At 49.6% G+C, this 17932-nt stretch carries 15 protein-coding genes; 10 read left to right on the top strand and 5 right to left on the bottom strand.

Going from position 1 to position 17932, the window contains the following annotated elements; translation table 11 throughout:
• The coding region (gene ung / locus ACJAYR_RS05940) for a uracil-DNA glycosylase (protein ID WP_415235749.1) at positions 1–555 on the bottom strand (555 nt) is incomplete at its 3' end.
• A gap of 187 nt (positions 556–742) precedes the next feature.
• On the opposite strand from ung, the gene ACJAYR_RS05935 reads away from it, so the two are divergent.
• The 7 genes from ACJAYR_RS05935 to ACJAYR_RS05905 are packed head-to-tail and all read left to right on the top strand — an operon-like array spanning position 743 to position 10998.
• Positions 743–1588, top strand: coding sequence for an FAD binding domain-containing protein (locus ACJAYR_RS05935; RefSeq protein ID WP_415235748.1), 846 nt, complete (start codon positions 743–745; stop codon positions 1586–1588).
• On the top strand, positions 1585–4323 hold the full coding sequence (locus tag ACJAYR_RS05930) for a molybdopterin-dependent oxidoreductase (protein ID WP_415235747.1): 2739 nt from the start codon (positions 1585–1587) through the stop codon (positions 4321–4323). The genes ACJAYR_RS05935 and ACJAYR_RS05930 overlap by 4 nt, the downstream gene beginning before the upstream one ends.
• Complete coding sequence (locus ACJAYR_RS05925) at positions 4320–5747, top strand: 6-hydroxynicotinate reductase (RefSeq protein WP_415235746.1); 1428 nt, start codon at positions 4320–4322, stop codon at positions 5745–5747. Before ACJAYR_RS05930 ends, ACJAYR_RS05925 begins: the two co-directional genes overlap by 4 nt.
• 3 nt (positions 5748–5750) lie before the next feature.
• Positions 5751–6620 (top strand): UPF0280 family protein, encoded by an 870-nt coding sequence (locus ACJAYR_RS05920; RefSeq protein ID WP_415235745.1) that lies wholly within the window; start codon positions 5751–5753, stop codon positions 6618–6620.
• Positions 6617–7204, top strand: a complete 588-nt coding sequence (locus ACJAYR_RS05915; RefSeq protein ID WP_415235744.1) for an amino acid synthesis family protein — start codon at positions 6617–6619, stop codon at positions 7202–7204. The genes ACJAYR_RS05920 and ACJAYR_RS05915 overlap by 4 nt, the downstream gene beginning before the upstream one ends.
• Before the next feature lie 31 nt (positions 7205–7235).
• A complete protein-coding gene (locus ACJAYR_RS05910; protein ID WP_415235743.1) occupies positions 7236–9269 on the top strand; it encodes a hydantoinase/oxoprolinase family protein in 2034 nt (677 codons plus the stop codon).
• A gap of 1 nt (position 9270) precedes the next feature.
• On the top strand, positions 9271–10998 hold the full coding sequence (locus tag ACJAYR_RS05905; RefSeq protein WP_415235742.1) for a hydantoinase B/oxoprolinase family protein: 1728 nt from the start codon (positions 9271–9273) through the stop codon (positions 10996–10998).
• Here ACJAYR_RS05905 and ACJAYR_RS05900 read toward each other — a convergent pair.
• The 4 genes from ACJAYR_RS05900 to ACJAYR_RS05885 are packed head-to-tail and all read right to left on the bottom strand — an operon-like array spanning position 10988 to position 14251.
• Entirely contained in the window at positions 10988–11959 is a 972-nt protein-coding gene (locus ACJAYR_RS05900) for a branched-chain amino acid ABC transporter permease (protein ID WP_415235741.1), read from the bottom strand. The genes ACJAYR_RS05905 and ACJAYR_RS05900 overlap by 11 nt on opposite strands.
• Positions 11956–12807: a branched-chain amino acid ABC transporter permease gene (locus ACJAYR_RS05895; RefSeq protein WP_415235740.1), complete on the bottom strand. Its 852-nt coding sequence runs from the start codon at positions 12805–12807 to the stop codon at positions 11956–11958. Before ACJAYR_RS05895 ends, ACJAYR_RS05900 begins: the two co-directional genes overlap by 4 nt.
• A gap of 9 nt (positions 12808–12816) precedes the next feature.
• Positions 12817–13518 (bottom strand): ABC transporter ATP-binding protein, encoded by a 702-nt coding sequence (locus ACJAYR_RS05890; RefSeq protein WP_415235739.1) that lies wholly within the window; start codon positions 13516–13518, stop codon positions 12817–12819.
• Complete coding sequence (locus ACJAYR_RS05885) at positions 13511–14251, bottom strand: ATP-binding cassette domain-containing protein (RefSeq protein ID WP_415235738.1); 741 nt, start codon at positions 14249–14251, stop codon at positions 13511–13513. Before ACJAYR_RS05885 ends, ACJAYR_RS05890 begins: the two co-directional genes overlap by 8 nt.
• 252 nt (positions 14252–14503) lie before the next feature.
• Between ACJAYR_RS05885 and ACJAYR_RS05880 the strand changes: the two genes are divergently transcribed.
• The 3 genes from ACJAYR_RS05880 to phnA all read left to right on the top strand — a co-directional run bounded on the left by ACJAYR_RS05880 (position 14504) and on the right by phnA (position 17927).
• Positions 14504–15673 carry a substrate-binding protein gene (locus tag ACJAYR_RS05880; RefSeq protein ID WP_415235737.1) on the top strand — a complete coding sequence of 390 codons (1170 nt, stop codon included), beginning with the start codon at positions 14504–14506 and terminating at the stop codon, positions 15671–15673.
• 105 nt (positions 15674–15778) lie between these two features.
• Positions 15779–16507 (top strand): isochorismatase family protein, encoded by a 729-nt coding sequence (locus ACJAYR_RS05875; protein WP_415235736.1) that lies wholly within the window; start codon positions 15779–15781, stop codon positions 16505–16507.
• A gap of 178 nt (positions 16508–16685) precedes the next feature.
• Positions 16686–17927 carry a phosphonoacetate hydrolase gene (phnA, locus tag ACJAYR_RS05870; protein WP_415235735.1) on the top strand — a complete coding sequence of 414 codons (1242 nt, stop codon included), beginning with the start codon at positions 16686–16688 and terminating at the stop codon, positions 17925–17927.
• Positions 17928–17932 lie beyond the last annotated feature (5 nt).

Here is a 17932-nt window from a genome sequence, read left to right as displayed (position 1 = left end):
TAAAACGAGATGCCTTTTTCTGTCGATGATTTCACCCTTTTTCTGAGCATAAGCCCCCCATAGAAGAAAAACCAGATGATCAGCGTTGTTATTAAGGGCGGCGATCGCAGCATCCGTGAATTTTTCCCAGCCTTTACCTTGGTGAGATCCCGCTTTTCCCTGCTCGACAGTAAGGACACTGTTTAAAAGCAGAACGCCTTGTTCAGCCCAGCTGGTCAGGCATCCACTTTTCGGGATCGGTAAAGACAGATCCCGTTTCAGTTCCTTGTAGATATTTGCAAGTGAGGGGGGTGTTTTAACTGTTTCAGGAACCGAGAAACTTAGCCCATGGGCTTGTCCGGGGCCATGATACGGGTCCTGGCCCAGAATGACCACTTTCACCGCATTAAACGGAGTCATGTCGAAGGCCGAAAAGACCTGTTCCTTTGGAGGATAGATGGTTTTTCCGCGTTGTGTCTCTGTCATAAGAAAGCGAAACAAATCTTTCATGAAAGGTTGGTTCAGCGTTTCCTGTAGTTCTGTTTTCCAACTTTCTTCGAGTATTATTTCGGACACTCGGCTACCATCCTGACTTGTGAACCCCTTCCAGGTTTTCGTTTTACCGTTGAACTATTGCTGTTTTATTATGGGGTCGCAGAAAGAAGAAGCAATAATTTCAATTTTGTAGGAGGCTAGCGCTTGACATAGTGGAATAATACTTCATTATCATATGTATACATACAAAAAAGAAGGTCCGAAAAATATGGGAGAATATTTTCGGCCGGACAACCTGTCTGACCTATTGGCGCTGCTTCCAAGTCGCCATTTGACGGTTCTTGCCGGTGGAACTGATTATTATCCAGCGAAAGTGGGACAAAAGCTGGATGACGATATTCTGGACATTAGTGCCATTTCAGAGTTGCATGGAATAGAAAGAAACGAGCAGCGCTGGGTCATCGGCGCGGCTACTTGCTGGACCGATATTGTTAATGCTGAGCTGCCGCCACTCTTTGATGGTTTAAAGCTTGCTGCAAAAGAAGTTGGTGGGCGTCAGATCCAAAATTCAGGGACCATCGGTGGTAATCTATGCAATGCGTCCCCTGCCGCTGACGGCGTACCCGCTCTTCTAAGTCTTGATGCCACGGTTGAGGTCCTTTCGCCTGAAGGAAGCCGTATGTTGTCGATATCCGAATTTGTTCTGGGAAATCGGAAAACGGCGTTGCAGCCCACTGAAATTTTGAAAGCAATACATATACCGGTCCGTCAAGCGGCTAACAGTTTAGGATCTTTTTTGAAGCTTGGGTCCCGGAAATATCTGGTGATTTCATTGGCGATGGTCGCAGGTACGGTCGAATGGGATGCCTCGGGCACGATTACGTATTGTCGTTTGTCTGTTGGGGCCTGCTCGGAGGTGGCCATCCGATTGACCGAACTGGAAGACAGCCTTGTTGGTCAGCAAATGAACAGCACTCTTACGCGAAATATTCGGGATGCTCATTTTTCATCTCTCAACCCGATTGATGATGTACGTGCAACGGCGGTTTATCGAAAAGACGCGGCCAAAACGCTTATTCATCGTATGATTTCCAGTTGGGGTGCAGCATCATGACAAGATCGATAGAGCTAAATGTAAATGGGAAGACGGTATCGGTTGAAACGCAACCCGTTACCCGCCTGTCAGAGGTTTTACGAGACCAATTGGGCCTTACGGGCACAAAAGTAGGCTGTAATGCCGGGGATTGCGGGGCTTGTACGGTGACCCTTGATGGGGAACAGGTATGTTCCTGTCTCACGCCCGTTATACAGGCTGAAGGAAAATCTATAACAACGGTTGAAGGGTTGGCGCACGCCGGTTCTCTCAACAAGCTTCAGCAGGCCTTTAGTCGCCACGGTGCAGCACAATGCGGTATTTGTTCGCCGGGTATGCTGATGGCGGCAAGTAGCTTGTTGGCGGAAAATGACACGCCGAGCCGGGACGCCGTAGAAGACGCGTTGGGAGGGGTTCTGTGTCGTTGTACAGGATACCAGAAAATCGTCGATGCGGTCATGGACGCAGCGGGCGAGCACACGACGCTTGAGCCAGAAGCCGGTCAGGCGGTTGGGGCGTCTATTGCGAAGCTGGACGCTGAAGAAAAGTTAAATGGTCTTGAAAAGTATGGGGCGGATAATATTCCAGAAAATGCGTTCTGGGTCAGAATCCTGCGTTCACCCTATCCGTCAGCCAGGGTCGAAATTGATGATATGTCATTGGTTATTGATACGTGGAACGGGCTTCACGATATACTGACCTATAAGGATATCCCGTTTAACCGGTTTGGTATTTATCCTGTGGGTAAAGATCAGCCAGTTTTAACCGATGGTGTTGTTCGGTATCGCGGTGATGCTGTTGTTGCTGTTGTCGGCACTAAAGACGTGGTTCAGTCAATAGGACTGGATGATCTGCCGATAAAGTTTCTGTTGCAGGAGCCAGTGATTGGGCTTGATGCGGCACGGTCGAAAAACGCGTTACAACTGCATGAAGATAAGCCAGAGAATGTCCTGATTTCCGGTCATGTGGCGAAAGGATCCATTGAACTGGGATTGAACGAGGCGGCAGCCGTCACGGAAGGGTCTTTTCAAACACGGTTTGTTGAACATGCCTATATTGAACCTGAGGCAGGTTGGGCCCAACGGGTTGGGGACCGGGTCGAAGTGACCGTAACCACGCAGGCCGTCCATATTGATCTGGATGAGATTGCGAACGTTCTGCAAGTTGAAAAAGAGCGGGTCCGGGTTATTCCAACGGCTGTCGGAGGTGGTTTCGGGGGCAAGCTGGATGTGTCCATACAGCCCATTCTGGCGGTCGCAGCTATGAAATACGACCGCCCTGTTGCCTATGTTTATGAGCGGCCGGAAAGTATGGCGGCGAGCACCAAACGTCATCCGTCGGAGGTCAAAAGCCGTTTTGCCGCGGACAAGGACGGTAAGCTCGTTGTTGCGGAAATGACTGCGGACTTTGATACGGGCGCATATGCATCTTGGGGCCCTACGGTTGCCGGACGGGTTCCCGTTCATGGAAGCGGGCCTTATTTTGTGCCTAATGTTCATATTACGGGCCGCGGACTGTTTACCAATGCGCCGCCAGCAGGTGCGTTTAGAGGCTTCGGTGTTCCGCAAGCTGCCATTGCCCATGAAACAATGATGGATGATTTGGCGGAACAGCTTGGAATGGATCGGCTGGAAATCCGATTGAAAAATGCAATCCGGGTTGGAGAGGCCACAGCAACCGGTCAGGTTTTGCAAGCCAGTGCGGGTATGGCGCCTTGTCTGGAAGAACTGAAACCCGGCTGGGGCGAGATGAACGCGCTTGCACGTGCTTTTAATGAAAAAAGTGACGGTGTTTTGCGACGGGGCGTGGGTATTGGTGCCATGTGGTATGGCATTGGTAATACATCGCTTTCCAATCCCTCCACGATGGAAGTGGGTATCGATAAAAACGGTAAAATTACACTTTATAACGGTGCCGTTGATATCGGGCAGGGCTCGAATACGATTATGCCGCAGATCTGTGCCGATGCGGCTGGCCTGCCGGTTTCTGATTTCCATTATATCATGGGAGACAGCGATTTAACGGAAGATGCGGGTAAAACCTCTGCCTCACGTCAAACATTTGTCTCTGGGAAAGCTTCGGAACTTGCGGGTCTTGACTTGCGGCAACAGATTTTGCGTCATGTGAACGCAGGTGAGGACGCCCTCTTTACAATAGAAGGCTCTATTCTCACGATAACCGACAAAAATGCGAAGCACGAGGTAGATCTTAAAACGCTTCCCGAAATCAAGAAGGGCAATGTTTTCTTTGGGTCCGGTAACTTTGATCCACCGACATCACCGCTTGATGAAAACGGGCAGGGGGTGCCGTATGCGACATATGGGTTTGCAGCACAGATCGCCCTCGTTGAGGTCGATACACAATTGGGGACGACAAAGGTTATTAAAATAATTGCCGCTCATGATGTGGGGCAGGCCATTAATCCACAATTGGTTGAGGGTCAGATCCACGGAGGAATTGCACAGGGGCTGGGCCTTGCGTTGATGGAAGAGTTCGTCCCGGGTGTGACTGAAAACCTGCATGATTATCTAATCCCGACATTCGGGGATATGCCCGATATGGAAATACTGATTGTGGAAGATGCCGAACCTTTGGGTCCTTTTGGGGCCAAGGGCGTGGGGGAACCGGGGCTGGTTCCAACCGCGCCTGCTATTTTTGGCGCGGTGCGCCATGCAACGGGAGTGCGGGTCACTGAGGCGCCGCTTCTTCCCCATCGGTTAAAGGCAGCCCTTAACAAGAAGGAGGCCGCACAATGAGTGATGCAAAAACAGCAACAAAAGATGATGGGTTAATTCGATGTGATGCCTGTCCTGTGCTTTGCCGAATTCGTACGGGGCGTTCCGGCGCCTGTGATCGATATGCCAATGTGGACGGTGTTCTTACCCGTGTCGACCCGTTGGTCGTTCTTGAAAATGCTGAAAAACAGGTCCCTTTTACTGAAACCAGTGGTCAGTGGAACGGCGATCTTGTTCCGAAAGGGCATACATTTGTTACGGGTGTCGGTTCAGGAACTACCTATCCGGACTATAAACCTGCGCCCTTTATTGTTGGCGCAACAGCGGATGGTGTGGACACGGTCACAGTGGTTTCTGAAGGTGTTTTCAGCTATTGCGGCGTCAAAGTAAAGATCGATACGGACCGATATGTAGGACCAGAAACAGCCGCTGTATATGCCGATGGTGAGCAGGTTGGCCATGTTACCACGGCTGAATATGGCAGCCAGATGCTGTCACTTGGCGGCGTCCGTCATTTAACTGGCGGGTCCAAAAAAGAAGGGCGAGTGACTTGTGATACCTTATTGGCGCTTTGTAACAAACATGCTGTTGATCTCGAAGTCGAGGGCGGCGCTAAAATAACTGTTCAGGCGGGAAAGCCGCCCATCATTGATGGGGATGAAGAAGAACGGATGCGTGTCGGGTGCGGCTCCGCGACCATTGGTATATTTGCGCCGCAATGGCATGGAAAAGTGGACGAGGTCATCGTTGTCGATGATCATATTACAGGCGTCCTTACGGAGCATCAGGCAGGACAGTTTCTAGAGATGCCTGTTTCAGGGATAAAAGTGCGAGGAAGACGTTCAACGCCGGGCCGGTATTTTCAGGTAGCCGAGCATGGCGCTGGATGGGGCGGAACGGATATCACCAATCCGCTGGATATTATTGACAAAGTCGATCCGAAAAAGGCCCGTCCGGGCATGACATTACTGATGGTTTCCACAACAGGTCAGGACAGCGCATATTTCGTTTTGGATGAGGAACTGAAACCGGTTCCAGCCTCGATGCCGGATGAAATAAAACTGGTTGTTGATCGGATTGCAGAAAATTGTGAGCCTGCTTTGTGCACTGTGCTTTTCATGGCAGGTGCAGGTGGGTCTTTGCGTGCGGGGGTTACTGAAAACCCTGTGCGATTGACCCGATCGGTGAAAGAGGCTTTGACGCGTGTTACCTGTGGGGGCGCACCGGCTTATATTTGGCCGGGCGGCGGAATTACAGTCATTGTTGATGTGATGGCAATGCCCGAAAATTCGTTTGGATATGTGCCGACACCAGCTTTGGTCGCGCCAATCGAATTTTCAATGTCGCGTGAAGATTTCGAGGCGTTGGGCGGTCATATGGACAGTATCATTCCGATCTCAGATGTGCTGACCCGGGACGGGCTAGTGAAAATTGCAGGAAACTGAAAAATGACTGGTCAGGCGACAGTCAGGTTAATGGCAGACGGGCGAAGATTACATCTTCAGCACGGCCCAATTGACATTGTCGCAGAAGCCTTTGGCAAACCGGAAGAAATTGAGACAGCCTATAAACAGGGAGCGGTCGCCTTTTCGAGTATCCTTTCGACACTTGTTGAGGATTTAAGTGTTCTGAAACGGCCCGTTTCAGGAAAGACCGCGCCCGCAATGAACGGTCTTTCTCAAACTTTATGGAATGCTGCCCGTCAATTTTCAGATGATTACTTTGTTACCGCCATGGCAGCGGTTGCCGGAGCCGTTGCAGATCACGTTAAAGCGGCCATGCTCAAAGGGCGCCGACTGGAAAAATTGTATGTGAATAACGGTGGTGATATCGCCTTATTTTTGGATGGGTCCTCTGTTTTTACAAGCGGCATTGTCAATAATCAGGATGCTCCATCGATTGATGCGAAAATCACCCTCTCGGCCCAGGACGGGATTGGCGGCGTAGCAACTTCAGGCTGGCGAGGCCGATCATTGTCTCCGGGGATCGCTGATGCCGTGACGGTGTTGGCGAATTGTGCGGCGACAGCGGATGTTGCAGCCACGCTCATTGCGGGTCATGTTTTTGTAAAAAGTCCTGCCGTTGTGCAAAAGCCCGCTTTTGACGTCCGAGACGACACGGATCTTGGCGAAATGATGGTGACAACCGACGTTGGACCGCTGACGGAAGCGGAAAAGAAAAATGCGCTCGCCCAAGGGATGCGCGTTGCCAAAAATATGAGGGAGGCTGGGCTCATTCAGTCTGCGTATTTCGCGTTGCAAGGGCAGAGCTGCAGCCTGTTATCAGATGAAAAAGTTCAAATAAGGAAAATAGCATGACAGATCTTGTTAAAGTGCGGAAAATTTCCACACAAATCGAAGAAGTCTACCATGAAGGTGGCCCGGTTCTTGAGGCCCCCATTTTGCGAGGATCCATCATCGCGGTTGTCGATAATCCTTACGCGGGGAAATATGTCGAGGATATCACTCCCTTCATGGAAGCGCTGAAGCCGTTGGGACTTAAGGTTGCGAAGCAGCTGATAAACGCGCTGGGCGGTGATCCGGAGAAAATCTGTAGTTATGGCAAAGGCGCGATTGTTGGCGAGGATGGTGAAATGGAACATGGTGCCTGCTGGCATGTGGCCGGCGGTTACGCCATGCGTGAAGCCCTTGGTCAGGCATATGCCATTGTTCCATCATCCAAAAAGGTCGCTGGTGTGGGCGCACGGATGGAAATACCCATCACCCATAAAGATGCTTCCTACGTTCGCAGCCATTTCGATGCAATGGAGGTTGGCCTTCCTGATAGTCCACGGCGCGGCGAAATTGTTTATGCCTTGGTCATGACAACAGGCGGACGTCCACATGCACGGTTAGGCGGTTTGACGGTTGATGATATCTCCGCCAACGATGGTCTTCGATAATTAGTAAAAATCAACGATAACGGATTTTCATATGACAGGCAGAGTAATTGGTGTGGATGTTGGTGGTACCTTCACTGACTTGATTTCCGTAGACACGGAAACACGGGAAGTTTCCGTCACAAAGGTGCCAACCACCCTGGATAATCAGGCATTTGGTGTCATTAACGCCATTGAAAATGTTGGTACAAAGCTTTCCGAAGTCTTTGCAATCAATCATGGGACAACGACAACAACCAATGCTTTGTTGGAGCGGAAGATCGCCAAAGTTGGCCTGATCACCACCAAAGGCTTTCGCGATGTTTTGGAACTGGGACGTCGAACCCGTCCGCAGCCCTATGGGCTCAAGGGACAGTTTAAACCCTTAATTTCCCGCGAATACCGTCTTGAGGTTCCTGAACGGATTGACGCTGATGGCCAGGTTGTTATTCCGCTCGATGAAGCAGCCTTGCGTGCAGCGATCAAGCAATTGATCGATCAGGATGTGGAAAGCCTTGTTCTTCATTTTCTACATTCCTATAAAAACCGCTCGCATGAAGCGCGGGCGTTGGAAATCGCCCGTGAGATGTGGCCTAATCGGTTCGTGACGGCAGGTCATGAGATATTATCCGAATATCGAGAATATGAACGTGGGACGACCGCGGCGATCAATGGCGCAATTCGTCCGGTTCTGGATCGGTATATCAATCGTCTTCAGGATGAATTGACCAATCAGGGATTTGCCCATGATCTGCTTGTCATGCAAGGGAACGGGGGAAGTGTTTCTTCGCGGATTGTGGCTGAAAGCGCTGTCAATACGGTGATGTCCGGTCCGGCCTCCGGTGTTATGGCGGCCGCGGCAACCTGCCGAGCAGCGGGTATTGATAAAGTGATCACCTATGATATGGGCGGGACCAGTTCTGATGTCGGTCTGGTTCAGGATGGGGTGCCGCAAGTGACAGCTGAGCTTGATCTGGAATATGGCATGCCGATCCATGTACCCATGGTGGATGTTCATACGATCGGTGCTGGTGGGGGCTCGATTGCCTTTGTCAATGCAGCAGGTATGCTTCAGGTGGGCCCGGAAAGCGCAGGCGCAACACCCGGTCCGATCTGCTACGGTCGCGGCGGGCGACGCCCCACCATCACGGATGCCAATCTGGTTCTAGGGCGTCTGGATGCAGAGAAACTCCTGTCAGTCGATAGTCCAGTTTCTCTTCAGGAAGTCAAAGATCTTTTTGTCAGTGAAATTGGTGTGCATTTCAATATGAACGCGGAAGAGGTGGCCACGGCCATTCTTCAAGTCGCCAATAACAAAATGGCAGGCGCTATTCGCATGGTCAGTCTATCGCGGGGGCATGATCCACGTGACTTTGCCTTGTTTGCGTTTGGCGGTGCGGGACCATTGCACGGCGTTGCCCTTGCAAAAGAGCTTTCTATTCCGCGCGTTGTCATGCCCGCCCGGCCAGGCATCACGAATGCACTGGGGTGTGTTGTGTCTGACTTGCGTCATGATTTTGTAAACACGGTGAATACGCCGCTTGCTTCCCTTGATATAGATCAGGTGCAAAAGATTATCCGCCAGCAGATTGAAGACGGTAAAAAAATGATCGAGCGGGACAGGGTTAAAACCGAGGAATTGGTGTTTCTTTTTACCGCCGATATGCAATTCCAAGGACAGAGCCATATGCTGAGTGTCGAAATCAGCGGGCCTGATGTGACACTCGAAGAACTCCAGAAGCGCTTTGATGAAGTATACTGGGCGCGCTTTGCGGTGGAGTTACCGGAGATCAAGGCCGTCCTGGTGAATTTGCATACGGCGGTTATTGGCCGTCGGGAAAGCCTGGACCTTGCTGTCTTGGTCGGCAGCGACCAAAAGAAAACCCTGGGCGAGGCTGAAAGAACACGGCGTCCTGTGATGTTTGACGGGACATTGTTCGACACGCCGGTTTATCAACGGGATGCGTTGCCAAGCCAGCTTGACTTTGCGGGACCCGCAATCATTGAGCAATTGGATACCACCATTATTGTGGAGCCCGGTTGCAAGGTAACAGCAGATCCTATCGGTAACCTGATTGTGGAGGTGTAAGATGAAAGAACTTGATCCAATTACGCTGGCCGTGATCCAGAACGGTCTTATTCAGGTTTGCAACGAAATGGATCTGGCATTTGTCAGGTCGGCTTTCAGCCCAGTGATTTCAGAAGCACTCGACCGTTCAGACGGGATTTATGCTGCGGATACGGGGGAGTTGATTGCCCAGGGTGAGTTGGGCCTTCCCATCTTTGTCGGGACAATGCAGTTTTCGACGCAAGCGGTGATTGAGCGCGCGAAAGATGTAAAGCCCGGGGACATCTTTATTGTAAATGATCCCTATTTGGGCGGCACGCATCTTATGGATGTTAAATTTGTTCGGCCCTTCTTCTACAAAGGAAAATTGTGGTCCTGGCTGGCAAATACAGGGCACTGGCCTGATCTAGGTGGTTCAGTTCCGGGAGGCTTTTCGGCAAATGCGACTGAGGTTGAACAGGAAGGCTTGCGTCTGCCGCCCGTTAAACTGTTTAAAGAAGGTGTGCTGGATGAGGAAATTCTGTCGATTATTCTGTCAAATATTCGAATAGCGGATCAAAGAATTGGTGATATCAAGGCACAGGCTGCGGCTTTATCAATTGGAGAGCAGCGCCTTACAGATCTGCTGGATCGTTATGGCGAAGATGTTGTCAGCCAGTCGATCAAGGAACTGAAGGCGCGGGCGTCGGAACAGATGCGCGCGAAAATCGCGGATATTCCGGATGGCGACTATCACGGGGTCGCTTATGTAGACTCTGATGGTGTTGTGGATGAGCCCCTAAAAATTGACATGAAGGTTACATCCAAAGGGGGCGAGCTTCATTTTGATATGTCCGGATCCAGTGACCCTTGCATGGGGCCAATGAATTCAGTTATTGCTACAACAAAGTCGTCTATCTATTTGGCAATAAAACATATTTTTCCAGAAGTTCCGATTAATGCAGGTACCTTTGAGCCGTTAAAAATAACGGATCCGGAGGGAACGTTCCTCTATGCGAAATATCCCAGACCGGTTTCCGGCTGTGCGGCTGAAGTAAGCCAGCGTATTGCGGAAGCTGTGTTTAACGCGCTTGTTGATGTTATGCCGGATCTGCTCTTTGCGGCACCGGCAGGCACATCAGGTAATCTGGCGGTTGGCGGTTATGATCCGGAACGGGATAAAGCCTATGTCATGTACGTCATTTCGGGGGGCGGTTATGGTGGCTATCAGGGCGGTGACGGCCTGTCGAATGGCTGTTCGACCATTGGGATCTCTAAGACGACACCTATTGAAGTCATGGAACAATATTACCCTGTTCTGTTTGAAGAATATTCCCTTCATGAAGGGTCTGGTGGGGCCGGTGAATATCGTGGCGGTTTCGGCGTAAATTATAAAATAAGATTACGCCGGGGTCAGGCGCGCGCTTCCATGGTAATGGATCACGGTCGATACGGGCCACTGGGTGCATTGGGCGGCAAAGATGGTGGCTTAAACACCGTCTTGGTTCATGCGGATGGAAAGGATTATATTCCCCCGCATTTATCGAAAGATCAGGATATTCAAATTGAAGTAGGGGATAGTATTTCTGTTTCCACGCCGGGCGGTGGTGGCTTCGGTTCGGCGTTCAAGCGAGACCCTGATCTGGTCGCCGACGATGTCATGCGCGGATATTATTCAGCAGGACAGGCAGAAGAACGATTTGGAGTTCTTCTGGATGAAACCGGGCAGGTTCTGCGGCCTGAAACCGAAAAACGAAGGGCTAAAGCTTAAGCCCTGTTCTTTTCGCCAAGAGTGCCAAAGGGGTTGCAATAAGCCCTTTTGGCAATAGAACCACACTGATCATAAACGCACTGCCTAACAACAGGATCCAGAAATCACCGAAAATTTCGGATAGCCAGTTTTCAGCAAATCTGGTCAGAACGGCTCCTAAAAAGGCGGCCATCAACATTTCCTTTCCACCAAGAGCCACCCATATCAGGATTTCTGTTGAAAGGGTGAACCCGATAAGTGTTGGCGAGGCAAACCCATCCACGGTCACAAATAAAGCACCGGCGAGACCAGCCATGGCCGCGCTAATGGCGAAGACTGTCAGTTTGATTTGTAAAACACTAAATCCAAAGAATGAAAGACGATCTTCGTGGGTTTTTAACGCCGTTAGCAATATCCCGAAAGATGATTTTGTCAGCAGGGAAACAGCGATGAAGACACTGAACACGATTGTCAGGAGCGTGTAGAAAATCGGAATATTGTCCCAAAGTTCATAATCAAACCAGAAAAGCCCGATATTGAGCGGGGGAATATCCAGCAAACCATTATATCCGCCCAAATCATACCAATTACTCATCAATCGTTCGAGAACGATGGCAATCGCCAAGGTAACGATTGCTAAATAAGGACCGCTGATCCCTTTTCCGGCAAAAAGAAAATAGCCAAGAATAATGGCAAAAAGCGCAGATGAAAAAACTGCGGTAAACAATCCCAGATAACTGTTGATAAGGAGCGGCGAAATCATACCTTTGGTCATGACGGCCATAACATAGCCCCCGATGCCAAAGAAGATGGCTTGTCCAAAGCAGAGGATGCCACCAAAACCCCACACGAGCGATAAGGATAATGCCAGTAATCCGTATATCAGGTAATAGCTCAATTGCGAAACCCAGTAACTTCCCAGAAAAAATGGGGCGATAGCGAATAAGGCGCCAAGGATCAGTATGGGTAGGAGATGTCTCATTTTTTTCCTCCCAAAATACCCTCGGGGCGAAGGCGAATAACGAGGATTGCCAGCAAAAAGACGGCTATTTGAGCGGCAACCGGAGAAATCCAAACAGTAAGCAGGCTGTTTGTCCCGCCGACCGCAGCCCCCCCAACGAGCACGCCAGCCAACGGCCCCGCGCCGCCAACCAATATGGAAAGGAAACCTGGGATCAGGTAGCCCAGTCCCATTTGTGGATCCACGCTGATGGTTGGGGCTATCAGTGCACCAGCCAGTCCGGCCAAGGCCGTACCGATAACAAAACTCCAGCGATATAGATGCCGGGTGTTGATGCCCAGAGTGGCTGCCGTGTCCGGCCGCGAAATGACGGCGCGGGCTTTTAGTCCAAAATCAGTTTTTAGAAAAACCCAAAAGGTACCCCCGATCAGTATCAGCGAGGCCAGCATAACAAGTAACCGGTAGGCCGGATAAGAGAATTCCCCTACTGTCAGTGTTTCATTTATAGGACTGGCGATGCTTTGGGATTCCGGCCCAAAGATCAGAACAATGGCTTGTTTAAGGGCGATTGATAACCCCCAGGTCGCAAGAATAGTATCGAGCGGCCGAAGGTATATATGGCGGATCAGAAGGCTTTCGATGATAAAACCAAGAAGTCCGACAATCACCGGAGCTAGAATAAGTCCAACAATAAACGGTAGGCCCACTGATTGGCAAACCACCATAACATAGGCACCGATCATGAAGAGTTCGCCATGCGCCATATTGATGACGCCCATCATGCCAAACACAATCATCAGGCCCAGGGCGATCAAGACGAGGATCAGAATATAGGAGGCGGCATCGATCAGCGATAAAAGTATGTCCATAATGCCTTCCTATATCGACAGATAACGCTGTAAAAGCGTATCATTTTCTTCAAGGTCATGGATGTCGACCTGTTCCATTAATTTTCCATTTTCAATAAAGGCAACGGCATTTGCCATTGTTTTCACCATGTCGACATTTTGCTCGACCAAAAGGACTGTCAGGCCCGTTGTAGAGGCAATTTCAGACAATTTTACGCCAATTTCATGGACAATGCTGGGCTGTATTCCTTCGGTAGGCTCGTCTAGCAGCAGTAGTTTGGGCCGCGTGACGAGGGCCCGCGCAATCGCCAGAATCTGTTGCTGCCCGCCGGAAAATGTTCCCGCTTTTTGATCTCTTCTTTCTTCAAGAATAGGAAACCAATTGTAAATCTGCGGTAGGATTTCCAGATTTTTCAGGGATGACCCAAGGGCCGCCAGACGTAAATTTTCATAGACGGTAAATTGCTCAAAAACCTCGCGGCCTTGTGGGACATAGCCAATCCCCGCCTGCGAAATTTTATAGGTTTCCAATTTTTGAATAGGGACATCCTGCAGGCAGATCTGGCCGCTACTGGCTCTGATCAGGCCCATGATGGTCTTAAGCAGGGTGGTTTTCCCCATACCGTTTCGTCCCATAAGGGCTGTTATTTTGCCTTCTGGAATAAAACAGGAAAAGTCCTGCAATACCTGAGCTTCGCCATATCCGGAATTAAGATTTTTTATTTCAAGCATGAGGAGCCTCGGCGCGTCCGAAATACAATTCCTGTACTTCTGGATCGTTTCTGATGCTTTTGAAATTACCGGATTTTAAAATCGCGCCGCGGGCCATTACACTGACAGGGCAATCCAGTTGTTCAATAAACCCGATGTCATGTTCGATCACCAGTAATGTTACATTCTCCTTCATATTGATTTCCCGGATAAGCTGGGCTGTAGCCGCTGTTTCGCTGGCAGTCATACCTGCGGTTGGTTCGTCCAGGAGGATGAGTAAGGGGGATTGCCCAAGGATCATCCCGATTTCAAGCCATTGTTTTTCACCATGGGAGAGAATTTCAGCGGGACTGTCGGATTTGTCGGTCAATTTGATAGTCTTCAGGATCTGGTTGATCCGGTTCATGTCGGTGGTTTTGCGGCCCAATAACCGGCGGTGCCTTAAAAAGGGGACGGTCAGGTTTTCACGAACCGTCAGTTCGGAGAAAATGGCGGGGACCTGAAATTTGCGACCAATGCCGTACCGTGCAATTTGCTGCGGGGCGTCGCCTGTAATATTGCGACCATCAAAAAGAATTTTCCCGGCGTCTGGTTTGATCGCCCCCGTAATGAGGTTGAATAATGTGGATTTGCCGCATCCATTTGGCCCGACTAACGCTGTCAGGCTTCCTTTTTCCAAAGACAGGGAGACATTGTCTGCGGCTTTTAAACCACCGAATCTTTTCTGGAGGGAAGTTATTTCAAGAAAAGCCATAAGGTTTGTTCATTTTCGTAAGTATACAGATGGTCGTTAGTTTAAATTCATCAGCAAACCTATGAAACAATCGTAGGTATACATAAGAATATGCCTGAATTTTGATCAAATAATCACTTTTTTGTGCATTTTGATTTTGTTCTCTTGTGATGTTCCGGTTTTTCTACATAAAGGGTGACAGAAGTTGCTGGTGATGTCCTATTTTTTATGAGAAGATATCATTTGTAAACGAATAAATTTAGGGGGTAATCAATGATAAAGATTTCGCGTAGAAGTTTTGTAGCCTCAGCCGGCGCCGTTGCGGCGACAGCAGGATTTGGGATGCCAGCGATTGCCGCTGGAAAAACAATCAAAATCGGGGCTGTTCAACCATTTTCAGGCGGGTTGGAGCTGTTTGGTAAACAGGCGCAGATGGGGCTGGATCTCGCTGCTTCTGAAATAAACGCCGCAGGAGGTATCATGGGGCACAAGGTGGAAGTGCTTTATGAAGACAATAAAACTGATCCTAAAACCTCTGTGGAACGGGCTAGAAAAGTCATTCAACGGGATGAGGTTATGGCGGTTTCAGGTCCAATTACATCGGCTGCCCGCGATGCGATGGCAGGCACTATGAAACGACTGAAAACCCCACTTTTATATGCGACCAACTACGAAGGGGGGATTTGCGACCGGTATCTTTTCTCCTTTAATACGGTCCCTAATCAGGATACGGCACCGCTCATTCCCTTTTTGAAAGAAGAAGGGGTTGGAAACAGTTATTACATGTTCGGCGCTGATTATGTATGGCCCCGCAATATGTTTAAAGCGGCTGGCGCGATGATCAAAACTGTTGGCGGACAGACCATTGGCGAAGAGTATACACCTTTTGGCGTAAAAGATTTCTCATCCGTAATTCGTAAAATCGCGGATTCCGGTGCCAAGATTTTGTTGTTTGCCCTGCCCGGTGCAGACGGCATTACCTTCATCAAGCAGGCCGAAGAGTTCGGACTTACTAAAAAAGTCACAATTGCCTTTCTGGGATTTGCGGAAACCTATCTTGGGGCCTTTGGCCCAGGAAAAGGAGAAGGCATGTATGCTGGTCTGCCGATGGTCGCAAATTCAGATGAAGCCGGTGTTCAGGAATTTGTCTCTAAAATTCGCAAGCAGGCAGGCGATGACGCCGTTGTCTCCTTTTATGTAATGACCCATTATAACTCGTTGATGGCGGTGAAAGCAGGCATCGAAAAAGCGGGCAAAGTGGATAAAGAAGCCATGATCGATGGCATGGGCGGTCTGTCATTTGATATCCCGACGGGTAAAGCCATGATTACTGAGAAAGACCATCATGTCGCCATGAATATGTATATCGGCAAGACCGGGAACGGTACCCTGAACGTTGAGAAAAAACTGGGTGTTATTGCACCTGAAGGGCAATGCGGATAACACGACCCTGTCCCGCAGAAAAGGGATTGGTTCGTCTGGAATTGATCCCTTTTCTGCATAATCTGCACTACAGGGAAGCCGGGAATTGATGGGCGGAGGAGTATAATGAAACAACAGGACATCACAAATGCATTGGCGGATCAGATGCCATTAGCAATTGGCCAGCTTGATCTTGGAAAAGATTGCGATCGGGTGGGGTTAATTATTGTTGATGAAGTGAACGGTTTTGCGTCTGTTGGTGCGGGTAATCTGGCACCACCTGTGCCAAATGAACAAGTATCCGTTATGGTCTCTGAGACGGATCGGTTGGCCAAACTGTTTACAGGGCAAGGATGGCCCATGCTTGCATTTCTTGATACTCACGAGCCGGGAAAACCAGAGCCGCCTTACCCGCCGCATTGTGAACAGGGAACGGGTGAAGAGGAACTTGTACCAGAGCTTAAATGGCTTGAAACGGACCCGAATACTCTATTAGTGCGCAAAGATTGCATTAACGGTTTTATCGGCGCATTCGATGGGTCCGGGAAAAATGCCGTTGTTGACTGGGTCAGGCAGCATAATCTTACAGATATTCTGGTTGTAGGGATTTGTACAGATATCTGCGTTATGGATTTTGTGTTGACCAGTCTGAGCGCGCGCAATCACGATATGATGCCAAGTCTGAAGGAAATCCACGTTTATGATAAAGGCTGTTCGACCTACGATTTGCCGAAAGACGTTGCGATCGGGGCGGGACTTCCAGAGGTAGCGGCGCACCCACAGGATATTACGCATTATATGGGGCTTTATTTTATGGCTTCTCGCGGGGCCAATTTGGTGGGAGCAGTCCGTTAGAGGGGTATTTTTATTATATAAGTTAAAATGATCAAAATGATTATAAATATCGATTTGATTTATTTTCCTTTCCTTTCCATACTCCTCACAATTCTGAAATACAGAACCAGTAAGATTGTTTGTTTTTAAAGTGCAGAACAATCAATTCAAGCAGTGATGAACAGTGAAGGACCCCTCCATGTCAAATGCCCCGGTTTCCGTAAATGATCGGACCTATGCCTGGCCTGAAAAACCCGTTGTCGTCGTGTGTATCGACGGAAGTGAGCCTGCTTATATTGAGCAGGCGATAAAAGATGGTGTCATGCCTTATATGGAAAAGGCGTTAGCTTCCGGTGCAGACTTGCGGGCTGATTGTGTCGTGCCGAGCTTTACTAACCCTAATAATCTGTCCATTGTTACCGGCCAGCCGCCAAAGGTTCACGGCATTTGCGGGAACTATTTCTATGACGTGGAAGCCGACGCAGAAGTCATGATGAATGACCCTAAATTCCTGCGGGTGCCTACAATTTTCAAGGCGTTTTTTGATAAGGGTGCAAAAATTGCAGTGGTAACCGCTAAGGATAAGCTGCGGACTTTGCTGGGGAACGGGCTGGATGTGACATCTGGCCGGGCCATCTGTTTTTCCTCAGAAAAATCAGCCGAGGCGACCTTGGCTGAAAACGGTATTGATAATGCATCCAAATGGATCGGCCGGGATGTACCGTCTGTATATTCCGCCGAACTGAGTGAGTTTATCTTCGCCTGCGGTGTTAAGCTGATGGACGAATTTGCACCTGATCTGATGTATCTATCAACCACAGATTATATTCAGCACAAGCACGCTCCAGGAACGCCTGTTGCCAACGAATTTTACGCTATGCTTGATCGGTATCTGGAGCAATTGGATGCCCGCGGCGCGGTGATTGCCCTTACGGCGGATCATGGTATGAAATCTAAGCATACAGCCGCGGGTGAGCCTGACGTTATCTTCCTTCAGGACGTTCTCGATGAATGGCTGGGAGAAGGCGCTGCACGGGTTATTCTGCCAATTACTGATCCGTATGTTGTTCATCACGGTGCGCTTGGCTCGTTTGCTACAGCCTATTTGCCAGAAGAAAACCGGGACGAGATAATTGCCCGTTTGAAAGGTCTGGACGGAATTATGGAAAGCCTCTCTCGTGAAGAAGGGTGCGCCAAGTTTGAACTGCCAGAAGACAGAACCGGGGATGTTATCCTTGTGTCTACAGCGCATAAAGTATTGGGTACCAGCGCGAGCCGCCACGATCTAAGTGCCTTGAAAGAGCCTCTTCGCTCGCATGGTGGTATTTCAGAACAGCGCGTACCGTTGTTGTGTAATAAGCCTGTTGTCGGATTGGAAGAAGGGCGCGCTCTTCGAAATTTCGATATCTTTGATTTGGCGCTGAACCACGCTCAATCGTAAAGGGG

Source organism: Sneathiella sp. (genome assembly GCF_047631475.1).
Taxonomy (GTDB): Bacteria; Pseudomonadota; Alphaproteobacteria; order Sneathiellales; family Sneathiellaceae; genus Sneathiella.
Note: the sequence above shows the minus strand (reverse complement) of the source record. Positions and strands in the feature narration are given on the sequence as shown.

Excerpts from the sequence above, each read along its gene's own strand:
- ACJAYR_RS05935 (WP_415235748.1), top strand. The coding sequence starts at position 743 with ATGGGAGAATATTTTCGGCCGGACAACCTGTCTGACCTATTGGCGCTG.
- ACJAYR_RS05930 (WP_415235747.1), top strand. The coding sequence starts at position 1,585 with ATGACAAGATCGATAGAGCTAAATGTAAATGGGAAGACGGTATCGGTT.
- ACJAYR_RS05925 (WP_415235746.1), top strand. The coding sequence starts at position 4,320 with ATGAGTGATGCAAAAACAGCAACAAAAGATGATGGGTTAATTCGATGT.
- ACJAYR_RS05920 (WP_415235745.1), top strand. The coding sequence starts at position 5,751 with ATGACTGGTCAGGCGACAGTCAGGTTAATGGCAGACGGGCGAAGATTA.
- ACJAYR_RS05915 (WP_415235744.1), top strand. The coding sequence starts at position 6,617 with ATGACAGATCTTGTTAAAGTGCGGAAAATTTCCACACAAATCGAAGAA.
- ACJAYR_RS05910 (WP_415235743.1), top strand. The coding sequence starts at position 7,236 with ATGACAGGCAGAGTAATTGGTGTGGATGTTGGTGGTACCTTCACTGAC.
- ACJAYR_RS05905 (WP_415235742.1), top strand. The coding sequence starts at position 9,271 with ATGAAAGAACTTGATCCAATTACGCTGGCCGTGATCCAGAACGGTCTT.
- ACJAYR_RS05900 (WP_415235741.1), bottom strand. The coding sequence starts at position 11,959 with ATGAGACATCTCCTACCCATACTGATCCTTGGCGCCTTATTCGCTATC.
- ACJAYR_RS05895 (WP_415235740.1), bottom strand. The coding sequence starts at position 12,807 with ATGGACATACTTTTATCGCTGATCGATGCCGCCTCCTATATTCTGATC.
- ACJAYR_RS05890 (WP_415235739.1), bottom strand. The coding sequence starts at position 13,518 with ATGCTTGAAATAAAAAATCTTAATTCCGGATATGGCGAAGCTCAGGTA.
- ACJAYR_RS05885 (WP_415235738.1), bottom strand. The coding sequence starts at position 14,251 with ATGGCTTTTCTTGAAATAACTTCCCTCCAGAAAAGATTCGGTGGTTTA.
- ACJAYR_RS05880 (WP_415235737.1), top strand. The coding sequence starts at position 14,504 with ATGATAAAGATTTCGCGTAGAAGTTTTGTAGCCTCAGCCGGCGCCGTT.
- ACJAYR_RS05875 (WP_415235736.1), top strand. The coding sequence starts at position 15,779 with ATGAAACAACAGGACATCACAAATGCATTGGCGGATCAGATGCCATTA.
- phnA (WP_415235735.1), top strand. The coding sequence starts at position 16,686 with ATGTCAAATGCCCCGGTTTCCGTAAATGATCGGACCTATGCCTGGCCT.